The 12,444-nt window shown below is 63.3% G+C and carries 13 protein-coding genes; 9 read left to right on the top strand and 4 right to left on the bottom strand.

Translation table 11 applies throughout. The annotated features are described in order from the left end of the window. Positions 1-105: 105 nt before the first annotated feature. The 3 genes from DK391_RS44385 to DK391_RS20410 all read left to right on the top strand — a co-directional run bounded on the left by DK391_RS44385 (position 106) and on the right by DK391_RS20410 (position 3,407). Entirely contained in the window at positions 106-393 is a 288-nt protein-coding gene (locus tag DK391_RS44385) for a hypothetical protein (protein ID WP_162600872.1), read from the top strand. Further along, entirely contained in the window at positions 369-2,036 is a 1,668-nt protein-coding gene (ettA, locus tag DK391_RS20415; protein ID WP_109479788.1) for an energy-dependent translational throttle protein EttA, read from the top strand. Before DK391_RS44385 ends, ettA begins: the two co-directional genes overlap by 25 nt. Positions 2,037-2,261: 225 nt before the next feature. After that, entirely contained in the window at positions 2,262-3,407 is a 1,146-nt protein-coding gene (locus DK391_RS20410; protein WP_109479787.1) for a DUF748 domain-containing protein, read from the top strand. Positions 3,408-3,421: 14 nt separating this feature from the next. Here DK391_RS20410 and DK391_RS20405 read toward each other — a convergent pair whose 3' ends face one another. The 4 genes from DK391_RS20405 to DK391_RS20390 all read right to left on the bottom strand — a co-directional run bounded on the left by DK391_RS20405 (position 3,422) and on the right by DK391_RS20390 (position 6,876). Further along, positions 3,422-4,045: an HAD family phosphatase gene (locus tag DK391_RS20405; protein WP_109479786.1), complete on the bottom strand. Its 624-nt coding sequence runs from the start codon at positions 4,043-4,045 to the stop codon at positions 3,422-3,424. Further along, positions 4,042-4,593: a cysteine hydrolase family protein gene (locus DK391_RS20400; protein ID WP_109479785.1), complete on the bottom strand. Its 552-nt coding sequence runs from the start codon at positions 4,591-4,593 to the stop codon at positions 4,042-4,044. The genes DK391_RS20405 and DK391_RS20400 overlap by 4 nt, the downstream gene beginning before the upstream one ends. Before the next feature lie 194 nt (positions 4,594-4,787). After that, entirely contained in the window at positions 4,788-6,602 is a 1,815-nt protein-coding gene (locus DK391_RS20395) for an aminopeptidase P family protein (RefSeq protein WP_109479784.1), read from the bottom strand. A 19-nt stretch (positions 6,603-6,621) separates the two neighbouring features. Beyond that, positions 6,622-6,876 (bottom strand): hypothetical protein, encoded by a 255-nt coding sequence (locus tag DK391_RS20390; protein ID WP_109479783.1) that lies wholly within the window; start codon positions 6,874-6,876, stop codon positions 6,622-6,624. Positions 6,877-7,064: 188 nt separating this feature from the next. Here DK391_RS20390 and DK391_RS20385 point away from each other — a divergent pair, with 188 nt between their 5' ends. From DK391_RS20385 to DK391_RS20360, 6 genes are all read left to right on the top strand, one after another. Continuing rightward, the gene (locus DK391_RS20385) at positions 7,065-7,811 is read left to right on the top strand and encodes a response regulator transcription factor (RefSeq protein ID WP_109479782.1); all 747 of its coding nucleotides are present in this window, start codon (positions 7,065-7,067) and stop codon (positions 7,809-7,811) included. Positions 7,812-7,863: 52 nt separating this feature from the next. Further along, a complete protein-coding gene (hemA, locus tag DK391_RS20380; protein ID WP_109479781.1) occupies positions 7,864-9,153 on the top strand; it encodes a glutamyl-tRNA reductase in 1,290 nt (429 codons plus the stop codon). Between the two features lie 162 nt (positions 9,154-9,315). Next, positions 9,316-10,398: a peptide chain release factor 1 gene (gene prfA, locus DK391_RS20375; protein ID WP_109479780.1), complete on the top strand. Its 1,083-nt coding sequence runs from the start codon at positions 9,316-9,318 to the stop codon at positions 10,396-10,398. Between the two features lie 10 nt (positions 10,399-10,408). After that, complete coding sequence (prmC, locus tag DK391_RS20370) at positions 10,409-11,248, top strand: peptide chain release factor N(5)-glutamine methyltransferase (RefSeq protein ID WP_109479779.1); 840 nt, start codon at positions 10,409-10,411, stop codon at positions 11,246-11,248. A 120-nt stretch (positions 11,249-11,368) separates the two neighbouring features. Then, the gene (grxD, locus tag DK391_RS20365) at positions 11,369-11,680 is read left to right on the top strand and encodes a Grx4 family monothiol glutaredoxin (RefSeq protein ID WP_109479778.1); all 312 of its coding nucleotides are present in this window, start codon (positions 11,369-11,371) and stop codon (positions 11,678-11,680) included. Between the two features lie 38 nt (positions 11,681-11,718). Further along, positions 11,719-12,318 (top strand): UbiX family flavin prenyltransferase, encoded by a 600-nt coding sequence (locus tag DK391_RS20360; protein WP_109479777.1) that lies wholly within the window; start codon positions 11,719-11,721, stop codon positions 12,316-12,318. Positions 12,319-12,444: the final 126 nt, after the last annotated feature.

Raw genomic sequence — 12,444 nt, 5'->3', positions numbered from 1 at the left:
CCCGCAGGCAGTGACCGGAGTGGGCGGTGTTAGCCCGCTTTCTTTTGCCTACTTTTCTTTGCGGCGGCAAAGAAAAGTAGGTGCCGCCCCGCACAGGGGCAACGCATGAAGAACCAACACCAAATCGCGGATGCCAGCAAAAGCAAAAGCAAAAACCGCGAACACCACCGCAAAGCACAACCAAACCTAACCCCAACAATCCAGCGTCACAGACACAAGAAGTACAATACCGATTCTCGCCCGAAGCGCGCGCCAGCAAGAACCCGCAGCGCCCGGCAACCGCCAGCTACAGCAAAAACCCAAACCCATTCACCCCACGCCGTCCGGCGTCAAAACCTCGACGGCGTCAATCCTGACTCAGCAAGCAAATGGCCCAATACGACTTCACCATGAACCGGGTCGGCAAGATCGTGCCGCCCAAGCGTCAAATCCTGAAAGACATCTCGCTGTCGTTCTTCCCCGGCGCGAAGATCGGTCTGCTTGGCCTGAACGGCTCGGGCAAGTCCACGCTGATCCGCATCATGGCCGGCGTCGACAAGGACATCGAAGGCGAAGCCACGCCGATGCCGAACCTGAACATCGGCTATCTGCCGCAGGAACCGCAACTCGATCCGCAAAAGACCGTGCGCGAAGCCGTCGAAGAAGGTCTCGGCGACGTGTTCCAGGCGCAAAAGAAGCTCGACGAAATCTACGCCGCCTACGCCGAGCCGGACGCCGACTTCGACGCGCTCGCCGCCGAACAGGCCAAGTACGAAGCCATCCTCGCTACCAGCGACGGCGGCAGCCCCGAACAGCAGCTCGAAGTCGCCGCCGACGCGCTGCGCCTGCCGTCGTGGGACGCGAAGATCGAACACCTGTCGGGCGGTGAAAAGCGCCGCGTCGCGCTGTGCAAGCTGCTGCTCCAGAAGCCCGACATGCTGCTGCTCGACGAACCGACCAACCACCTCGACGCCGAATCCGTCGAATGGCTGGAACAGTTCCTCACGCGCTTCCCCGGCACCGTCGTCGCCGTCACCCATGATCGCTACTTCCTCGACAACGCCGCCGAGTGGATTCTCGAACTCGACCGCGGCCACGGCATTCCCTGGAAGGGCAACTACAGCAGCTGGCTCGACCAGAAGGAAGACCGCCTGAAGCAGGAAGAAGCGTCGGAATCCGCGCGTCAGAAAGCGATCAAGAAGGAACTGGAGTGGGTGCGCCAGAACCCGAAGGGCCGTCAGGCAAAGTCGAAGGCGCGTATCGCCCGCTTCGAGGAACTGAACAGCCAGGAATACCAGAAGCGCAATGAAACGCAGGAAATCTTCATCCCCGTCGGCGACCGCCTCGGCAATGAAGTCATCGAGTTCAAGAACGTCAGCAAGTCGTACGGCGACCGTCTGCTGATCGACGATCTGAGCTTCAAGATCCCGGCAGGCGCGATCGTCGGCATCATCGGGCCGAACGGCGCCGGTAAGTCGACGCTGTTCCGCATGCTGACGGGCAAGGAACAGCCGGATTCGGGCGAAATCGTGCAAGGGCCGACCGTCAAGCTGGCTTACGTCGATCAGAGCCGCGATGCGCTGGAAGGCGACAAGACCGTGTTCGAAGCCATCTCCGGCGGCGCGGACGTGCTAACGGTCGGCAAGTACGAAACGCCGTCGCGTGCGTACATCGGCCGCTTCAACTTCAAGGGCGGCGACCAGCAGAAGATCGTCGGCAATTTGTCGGGCGGTGAACGCGGCCGTCTGCATCTGGCCAAGACGCTGATCGCCGGCGGCAACGTGCTGCTGCTCGACGAACCGTCGAACGACCTCGCCGTCGAAACGCTGCGCGCGCTCGAAGACGCGCTGCTCGAATTCGCCGGCTCGGTGATGGTGATCTCGCACGATCGCTGGTTCCTCGACCGCATCGCGACGCACATCCTCGCGTTCGAAGGCGACTCGCAAGTGACGTTCTTCAACGGCAACTACCAGGAATACGAAGCGGACAAGCGCGCGCGTCTGGGCGAAGAAGCCGCGCGTCCGAAGCGTCTGCGTTACAAGCCGATCAGCCGTTAAATCTCCGTTGTGCTGCCCGTCCGCAGCCGGGCCGCCTCGCGCGGCCCGATGCGGACGGCATAAGAGTTGCTCCCTCCCCTCGCAAGGATCGCTTGCGGTTCCGCCGTTGCAGACCCAGGCGTTCGCGGCCTGCGCTGCGCTTTTGATGCTTCCCGGGCATCATGCGTGGCAATCTGCATCAGATAACCCGAAGAACCACGGCCATTGCACGGACGAGGAGGTCGCATGGCGATGTCGATGGGCAAGCGCGTGTTGCTGGGCGTCGCAGCCGCGATCGTGCTGCTCGCCGTGATCGCGCTGGGCGGGTTGTATTTCGTGCAACACGAAGTGAAAGAGCGCATCGCTGCCGCGCTCGCCCCGCTCGGCACGGCGGACAGCATCGATGTCGGCATGTCGGCGATTACGCTGCGCCGCGTGCGGCTCACGGCGCCGAAGGACTGGCCCACGCCCGACGCCCTCACCGCCGACGAAATCGTCATCACGCCCGACATCGGCGATCTGCTCCATCAGCGCGTGCATCTGCGAAGCGTCGAGATTCGCGGCTTCAGTCTCGCGCTCGTGCGCACCGCGAGCGGCCGGCTGGGGATCCTGCCGAAGCTGCGCCAGTCGATGAGCGAACCCGGCCAGGCGGCAAGCGACGCGAGCAGCGCCGCAGCGAACCCGTCGCCGTCGCAGTTGCCCGCCGAAAAACTCATCGACCACGTCGCGTTCACCGACGGCCAGTTCGTCTTCTACGACGAGATGATCCGCAAACCGGCTTACAAGGTCGTTGTCAGCAACGCGAGCGCGAGTGTCGATCACATCCATCTGCCCGATCTCAACGAGCCGACCAATCTGTCCGTCAAAGGCGCGATCAAAGGGCCGTCGCACACGGGCACGGTGACATTCGACGGCTGGATGAAAATCGCCAGCAAGGACTCGCAGACAACCACCACGCTGCGCGGCATCGACGTCGTGACGCTCGATCCCTATCTGCTGCAAAAGGCCGGCGCCAAGGCGCAGGTGACGGGCGGCACGCTCGACCTGAATCTCCAGTCGACGGTGACGAACTATCACATCCACGCGCCCGGCACGGTCACGCTGCATCATCTGCAACTGGCCCAAACGGACGATCCGCTCGACACCTTCCTGCAGATTCCGACCCGCGCCGCCGTCGCTGCGCTGAAAAAACATGGCGACGACATCACGCTGCACTTCGTGATCGACGGCAATCTGCGCGATCCGAAGTTCAAGCTCAACGAAAGTGTGATGACGGAGTTGCGCGCGAACTTCGCCAAGGCGCTCGGCGTCAGCGCCGAAGGTGTCGCGAAAGGTGCGGGAGAAACAGTGAAGGGACTGGGGAACGCGCTCAAGAACCTGTTGGGACAGTAAGCGCGTCGCCCGGTTTATACCGGCAGGCCCAGTTCGCGGAGTGTCGCTTCCGTCTGCGCGGCGCTCGTGTGATGGACGCCGTGCCAGCCGAGTTCGGTTGCGGCGCGCGCGTTGATCAGGTTGTCGTCGATGAACACGAGTTCGTGCGGTTGAATCTCCGGCAGATGCGCACGAATGCGGCTCAGCATCTCGGCGAAGATTGCCGGATCGGGCTTCACCATCTTCACGCGGCCCGACACGACGATGTCCTTGAACTTCCGCAGCACGTCATAACGTTCCCACGCATACGGAAAGGTCTCGTCCGACCAGTTCGTCAGGCCGAAGAGCGGCACGTCAGCGGCTTCGAGCTTCTCGACGGTCGCAACGCCGCCGTCGAGCACGCCTGCCACCATCTGATGCCAGCGTCCGTAAAACGCGCGGATCAGCGCTTCGTGCTCGGGAAACTTCTCGACCAGTTCAGCCGTGCCTTCCGCGATCGGTTGACCGCCGTCCTGACGGATCACCCAGTCCATCGTGCAGACGTTCGTGAGAAACCACGCGCGCTCGGCGTCGTCGGGAATCAGCTCGCGATACAGATACTGCGGGCTCCAGTCGATCAGCACGCCGCCGAAATCGAATACGACTGCCTTGATGGTCATGCGAACTCCGTTTGCAGGATATCGGTAAGTGGGCGCACCTTGACGCGCCGGCCCGTCATCGACGAATTCGACCAGACGAAATTCTGGTGCTCGACGATCTTGTCGGCGGCGAGGTGCGGCTTGTCTTGCGTGGTGTGCAGGTCGGACACGATGGTCGTCCGCAGGCCGAGCAGTTCCGCACGGCGCGCCGTCGCGTTGACGCAGAACTCGGACGCATAGCCGCATATCACCACGCTGTCGATGTCCTTTTGACGAAGCTGATCCGCCAGCGGCGTCTCATGGAACGAATCGCCGACCGTCTTGTGGATCGACAGGTCCGCCTGCTCGCGCACCAACGCGGCGGGCAATTGCCACGCATCGCTACCGCGCGCGAGCGGGCCGCTGGCATCGCTTTCGTGCTGCACGAAGAAAACGGGCGCATGCGCGTTGCGCGCGGCGGCAGTGAGCTGGTTGATGCCGCTGATCACGGCTTCGCTGCGATACGCGGGCGAAGGCCCGCTGAAGAACATCTGCTGTACGTCGATGACGATGACGGCAACACCTGGCATGCAAGCCTCGCTATTCATGGGTGATGGATCGAGCGAAACCGGCGGCGTTGGAGAGACGAGCCGCCGCGATGAAGCGACTCGTCAGCATAGCGGCAAAATGGCGCCAGAAAGGTGAAATCTGGCGGAGGCCGCTGCACGATCGGCTGACTTCGTTGCGAAGCGATCCGATCGCGCAGCGGGTGAGGCGTGTTACGTCAGATCGGCTGCGTGCGGGTTTCGAGCCATGCCTTCGCATCGCCCGACACATGCGGCGACACGCGCGCGCGCACCATCTCGTGATACGCGTTGAGCCAGGCGCGCTCGTCGTCGCGCAGCAGGTTCAGCGCGACGCAGCGCGTGTCGATCGGGCACAGCGTCAGCGTTTCGAACTCGAGGAAATCGCCGAACTCGGTCTTTTCGGCTGCGCGGTTCAGCACCAGATTCTCGATGCGAATACCCCACTTGCCCGGACGATAGATACCCGGCTCGATCGACGTGATCATGCCTTCTTCCATTGCCGTCCACGCTTCGGCGGGCGCGTAGTGCGAGATCACCTGCGGGCCTTCGTGCACGTTCAGGAAGTAGCCGACGCCGTGGCCCGTGCCGTGGCCGTAGTCCGCGCCCACTTCCCAGATGGGTGCGCGCGCAATCGAATCGAGCATCGGCGAGCGGATGCCGCGCGGGAATTTCGCACGTGACAGCGCCATCGTGCCCTTCAGCACCGTTGTGAAGTCGCGGCGATGCTCGTCGTTGATCGTGCCGATCGGCACGACGCGCGTGATGTCCGTCGTGCCGCTCAGATACTGGCCACCGGAATCGATCAGCAACAGGCCGTTGCCTTCGATAGTCGAATGCGACTGCTGCGTGGCGCGATAGTGCGGCATCGCGCCATTCGCGTTGAAGCCGGCGATGGTCGCAAAGCTCAGCGTCACGAACCCTGACTGGCGAGCGCGCGCCGCCGTCAGCTTTTCGTCGATGGTCAGTTCGGTGATGGTTTCGCGGCCCAGCGCGCCTTCGAACCACGCGAAAAACTCGGCAAGCGCCGCGCCGTCCTGCTCCATCGTCGCGCGCACGTGCGCGGCTTCCGCTTCCGTCTTGCGCGACTTGAAGAACGTAGACGGATTCACAGCCTCGACGATCGCCACCGAAGCCGGCACCGATTGCAGCAAACCGAAGGTGATGCGGCGCGGGTCGATCAGCAGCGTCTGGCCGTTCGGCAGCGCGGCCAGCGCGTCGGCTGCTTTTGCGTACGGCTCGACGCGAATGCCGTCGCGTGCCAGCGATTCAGCCAGTTCAGCCGGCACCTTGCCGTCGACCACGAACAGCGACGCGCGATCCAGTCCGATCAGCGCATGCGCGACGAACACCGGGTTGTAGTTCACATCGGCGCCGCGCAGGTTCAGCAGCCAGGCGAGATCGTCGAGTGTGGAAATGAAGTGCCACTGCGCGCCCTTCTCCTGCATCGCGCGGCGAATCTGGTCGAGCTTTTCGGCGCGAGACACGCTCGCGTGCGGCGCGACGTGTTCGTAGACGGCAGCCGTCGGCAGCGACGGGCGCTGCGGCCAGACGATGTCGAGCACGTCGAGATCCGTGCGCAGCTTGACGCCGCGCGCCTTCAGCGCGTCGCCGAGCGCTCGCGCCGCCGCGACACCGAGCACCGCGCCATCGACGCCGACAGTCCCGCCCGCCGGCACATTCTGCGCGAGCCAGTCGATATGCGGCGCCGTTTGCTGGCCACCGAACATTTTCATCAGCTGAATGCCCGTGCCCGACAGTTGCGCTTCGGCCTGCACCCAGTAGCGGCTGTCGACCCACAGGCCGGCGAAATCCGCCGTCACGACCAGTGTGCCGACCGAGCCGGTAAATCCCGACAGCCATTCGCGTCCTTGCCAGCGGCCGGGCAGATATTCGGAGAGATGCGGATCGGCGGAGGGCACGAGGCAGGCGGCAAGCCCTTCCTGCTTCATCGCGCTGCGCAGTTGCGCAATGCGCTCGGGGATCGAGGCGGTTTCGGGGAGTCGTACGTTCATCGGTTTCACCTGCAAGAATTCATCGACGGGAGAACAAGCCGACCGTCACGGCAACGGCAACGAGAGCAATAGCGGTGCAGACCGGCCATTCGAGCGTGTCGCCGTCGTGGAAAAGCTGAATGACATTGCCCGCCATGTGGGCCACCACGGCCCCCACCACGCCGATCAGCATCGCCGCCCATAGCGCCACGCGGCTCGCACGGCGCAACGGATGCAACCACCAGCTGGCTGCTCCGACCACCGCGCCGAGGATGATCAATCCTGGCCAGCCCATCAGCGCGTACCGTCCATCAATTTAAGACTCTTCTGATAGGCGGCTGTTTTATCGGTGGCTAGCATTTTTTCTCTTTCACTTGAAGGTCAGCACGGCTTTCGGCGTAGCGGTTGAGTTTAGGGGCCGGGGTAAGGTTAAGCAAGCTGAAAGCCTTCTGTGCCAGACCGCTGCGCTCCGTCCCACCGCCCATGCGAATCGCCCTTATTGAGCCTGACATCCGGCATGCGGAAATAGTCGGCCGGCTACTGCTTGCCGGGGGACACGCCTGTCATCACTTCCCGTCCAGCGCGCCCTTTCTGGCCGACGCCGAAAGCGAATTCTTCGATCTTCTCCTCACCGACGCCTATTGCGGCGACGCCGCCGCCGAAGATGTGATCGTGCGCGTGCGCAAGGTTTTACCCGGTCTGCCCGTCGTCGCGATGATGCTAACGCCGCGCGAAAGCGAACTGGTGTCGATGCTACAGGCAGGCGCCGACGATTGCCTGTCAAAGCCCGTACGCGGCCCCGAAATGCTCGCCCGCATCGAGGCGCTGATGCGTCGTGCCGGCATCCGGCGTCCGCGCAACCGCGTACGGGAGATGTTCGGCGAATACGCGTTCGACGCCGGCCGCTCGATCGTCAGTTTTCGGGGCCAGACTATTTCCCTTACGCCGAAAGAACTCCAGTTCGCGCTGCTTCTGTTTACCAATATGTCGCGGCCCGTTTCGCGGGCGCATATCCTCGAAACCGTCTGGTCGCGCCGCCGCGACGTAAAGTCGCGCACGCTCGATACCCACGCGTCGCGCATTCGGACCAAGCTCGAATTGCGCCCCGAATTCGGCTACACCCTCACGCCGCTGTACGGCTACGGCTATCGCCTGGACCCGATTCCAGTCGAAAACACGGATAGCGCGGATAAACCCACGCCGACTGAAAGAATCGCGGAAACGCTATAATATTGGGCCTAACCATAGCCCCAATACGCGCCAAACACGCCGTAGCGTCCCCGTGCAACTGCTAACGATCGGAATCAACCACCACACCGCGCCTGTCGCCTTGCGCGAGCGCGTGGCGTTTCCGCTCGAACAGATCAAGCCGGCACTGTCGACGTTCAAGGACATCTTCCCCGGCCGCACCGCCCGCACGGCACCGGAAGCAGCGATTCTGTCCACCTGCAATCGAACCGAACTCTACTGCGCAACCGACGATCAGGCCGCGCGCGAAGCCGCCATCCACTGGCTGTCGAAGTACCACAACATCGCCGTCGACGAACTCGCGCCGCACGTGTACGCGCTGCCGCAGTCGGAAGCCGTGCGCCACGCGTTTCGCGTTGCGTCGGGGCTGGATTCGATGGTGCTGGGTGAGACGCAGATCGTCGGCCAGATGAAGGATGCGGTGCGCACGGCGTCGGAAGCCGGCGCGCTCGGCACGTATCTGAACCAGTTGTTCCAGCGCACCTTCGCCGTCGCGAAGGAAGTCCGCACGACGACTGAAATCGGGGCGCAATCGGTTTCGATGGCTGCCGCGGCGGTGCGCCTCGCGCAGCGCATTTTCGACAAGGTGTCGAACCAGCGCGTGCTGTTTATCGGCGCGGGCGAAATGATCGAATTGTGCGCGACGCACTTTGCCGCGCAACAGCCGCGCGAGCTGGTAGTCGCGAACCGCACGGCCGAACGCGGCCAGCGTCTGGCCGAAAGCTTCAATGGCCGCGCGATTCCGCTGTCCGAACTGCCCACGCGTATGCACGAGTTCGACATCATCGTCTCGTGCACGGCGTCGACGCTGCCTATCATCGGTCTTGGCGCCGTCGAGCGCGCGGTGAAGGCGCGCCGTCACCGCCCCATTTTCATGGTCGATCTCGCGGTGCCGCGCGACATCGAGCCTGAAGTGGGCAAGCTGGAAGACGTGTTCCTGTACACCGTCGACGATCTCGGCGCGATCGTCCGTGAAGGCAACGCGTCGCGGCAAGCTGCCGTCGCGCAGGCCGAGACGATCATCGAAACGCGCGTGCAGAATTTCATGCAGTGGCTCGATGCGCGCAGCATCGTGCCCGTCATCCGTCACATGCATACGCAGGCTGACGCCCTTCGCCGCGCCGAAGTCGAAAAAGCGCAAAAGATGCTCGCGCGTGGCGACGACCCCGCCGCCGTGCTCGAAGCGCTGTCGCAGGCACTCACCAACAAGCTCATCCACGGTCCGACGCACGCGCTCAACCGCGCCAGCAGCGAAAACCGCGACCAGCTCATCGAACTGATGGGCGGCTTCTACAAGCACGCTCACTCCTCTTCCGAGCGTTAGCGGCGCTGCACGCCGCAGCATCGTCGCGGGCTACCGACCAGGCCCGTCCGGTGCTTCTCCCGCATTGTCCGACGCTTGCGTCCCAGGTTATCTTCCCGGGTCATCGTCCCGACATCCCGAATCAGCCGTTTTTTCCGGACTCCGCTCCGACCGACCGCCCCAATGAAAACGAGCATGCAAGCCAAGCTCGACCAGCTCACCACCCGGCTGGCCGAACTGAATGACCTGTTGAGCCGCCAGGACATCACGTCGAACATCGACCAATACCGCAAGCTCACGCGCGAACACGCCGAACTGCAGCCCGTGGTCGAACAGTATGGCTTGTGGCGTCAGACGATGAACGACGCGGCGACCGCACAGGAACTGCTGTCGGATGCGTCGATGAAGGATTTCGCGGAAGAAGAAATCCGCGCGGCACGCGAGCGGATGGAAACGCTCGAGGGCGAACTGCAGAAAATGCTGCTGCCCAAAGACCCGAACGACGATCGCAACATCTTCCTCGAAATCCGCGCGGGCACGGGCGGCGACGAATCGGCGCTGTTCGCGGGCGACCTGCTGCGCATGTATCTGCGCTACGCGGAACGCAACCGCTGGCAGGTCGAAATGATGTCGGCGAGCGAGTCGGATCTGGGCGGCTACAAGGAAGTGATCGTGCGGATTGCGGGCGATGCCGCTTACTCCAAGCTCAAGTTCGAGTCGGGCGGCCACCGCGTGCAGCGCGTGCCCGCCACGGAAACGCAGGGCCGCATCCACACGTCGGCGTGTACCGTCGCGGTGATGCCGGAAGCCGATGAAATCGGCGAAGTCGAAATCAATCCCGCCGATCTGCGCATTGATACGTTCCGCGCGTCGGGCGCGGGCGGCCAGCACATCAACAAGACCGATTCGGCCGTGCGCGTGACGCACTTGCCGACGGGCATCGTCGTCGAATGTCAGGACGACCGTTCGCAGCACAAGAACAAGGATCGCGCGCTGAAAGTGCTCGCCGCGCGCATCAAGGACAAGCAGTACCACGAGCAGCACGCGAAGGAAGCCGCGACCCGCAAGAGCCTGATCGGCTCGGGCGACCGCTCGGAGCGCATTCGCACGTACAACTTCCCGCAAGGCCGTCTCACCGATCACCGGATCAACCTGACCCTGTATCGCCTCGAGTCGATCATGGAAGGCGATCTCGACGAACTGATCGCGGCGCTCGTCTCCGAGCATCAGGCGGAGCTGCTTGCGTCGCTCGGCGACGCAGACTGAAGGCCCGCACATGGATACCGTCGCCTCGTTACTACGCGCGTCGCCGCTGCCCGCGCTCGAAGCGCGCATTCTGCTCGGGCACGCGCTGGGCTGGCGTCGCACGGAACTGATCACGCGCGCCGACACACCGCTCGATCAAGCCAAAGTCGAGGCCTATCGCGATCTCGAAACGCGGCGAGTGGCCGGCGAGCCGGTCGCGCAACTGATCGGATCACGCGAGTTTTTCGGGCTCGAATTCGAAGTCACACGCGATGTGCTGATCCCGCGCCCCGAAACCGAATTGCTGGTCGAGACGGCGGTGCAGGCGCTCGAAGGCCGCGCCATGCGCCCCGGCGTGCTCGATCTCGGCACTGGCACGGGCGCGATTGCCGTGTCGATTGCGTGGTCGCGGCCGGACGCGCGTGTCTGGGCCGTCGATCGTTCGCCGGAAGCGTTGACGGTGGCCCAGCGCAACGCCGTCAAGCTGCTCGAACCGAAGCGTCCCGGCGGCGCCCTGCACTTCGCCCAAAGCGACTGGTACGGCGCGCTCGAAGCGTCGCTGAAATTCGATGTGATCGTCAGCAACCCGCCGTATATCGCGAACGGCGATCCGCATCTGTCGCAAGGCGATCTGCGCTTCGAGCCGCGCGGCGCGCTCACCGACGAAGCCGACGGCCTTTCCGCGATCCGCGCGATCGTCGCGGGCGCGCCGTCGCGGCTGCTGCCGAACGGCGTCCTGTGGATGGAGCACGGCTACGATCAGGCTGAAGCCGTTCGGGAAATTCTCACGGCACACGGTTTCGCCGACGTCCGTTCCGAATGCGATCTGGCGGACATCGAACGGATCAGCGGCGGGCGCTGGCCGGGCTGATACACGGCGGCTCGTGCTGGAACCGTGCGGGGCACGCAATGCCAGCCGCCGGTCGCTATCAGAGAAATCCGCTATCATTTCAACCTATCCCTTACACACACCGGATTCGCAAGGTCAGTCATGGACACGCAACAACGCATCAAGCAAATCGTCGACGAAAATCCCGTCGTGCTCTTCATGAAAGGCAACGCGCAATTCCCGATGTGCGGCTTCTCGGGCCGCGCAATCCAGATCCTGAAGGCATGCGGCGTCGATCAGTTCAAGACAGTCAACGTCCTCGAAGACGACGCCGTGCGCCAGGGCATCAAGGAATTCTCGAACTGGCCGACCATTCCGCAGCTGTACGTCAACGGCGAATTCGTCGGCGGCTCGGACATCATGATGGAGATGTATCAGTCGGGTGAACTGCAGCAGCTGTTTGCCGCTGCTTAAGCGACGTTACTGAGTCACGCAACGCGGCGCCGCACGTCATGGAAACACGCGTTGCGGCGCCTCGTCGTCTCATCATCGCCATCACGGGAGCGACGGGTGCCATTTACGGCATCCGGCTGCTCCAGACGCTGCGCAAACTGGGCGGCGTCGAAAGCCATCTGCTGATTTCCAGCGCCGGATGGCTCAATATCCAGCACGAACTCGAACTGTCGCGTGAAGACGTGCATCCGCTCGCGGATGTCGTCCATTCCGTGCGCGACGTGGGCGCGAGCATCGCGTCCGGTTCTTTCGCGACCGACGGCATGATCGTCGCGCCGTGCTCGATGAAAACGCTCGCGAGCATCGCGCATGGTCTCTCGGACAATCTGATCACGCGTGCCGCGGATGTCACGCTGAAGGAACGTCGGCGGCTCGTGCTGATGGTGCGCGAAACGCCCTTCAATCTCGCGCATCTGCGCAACATGACGGCGGTTACCGAAATGGGCGGCGTGATTTTTCCGCCGTTACCCGCGTTCTACAACCGGCCGGAAACAATCGATCAGATGGTCGACGATACCGTCGCGCGCGTGCTCGATCTGTTTGCGCTGGGTCCGGCGCTGGCACCTGCGTGGCAAGGTTTGAATACGCCGCAGTCGTAAAGTAGTCGGATCACACCGTTGCAGCTGCATCACGCGGCTCATTGGACCCGATTCCCAACTGCCGCGACACAATCAAATCCTCTTCAAGCCGTTTATCAAACCGCAGTGCGGCCTTATATTCACTCC

This window comes from Paraburkholderia sp. C35 (assembly GCF_003121405.1).
Classification (GTDB): Bacteria; Pseudomonadota; Gammaproteobacteria; order Burkholderiales; family Burkholderiaceae; genus Paraburkholderia.
This window is presented reverse-complemented; position numbering and strand designations above follow the sequence as displayed.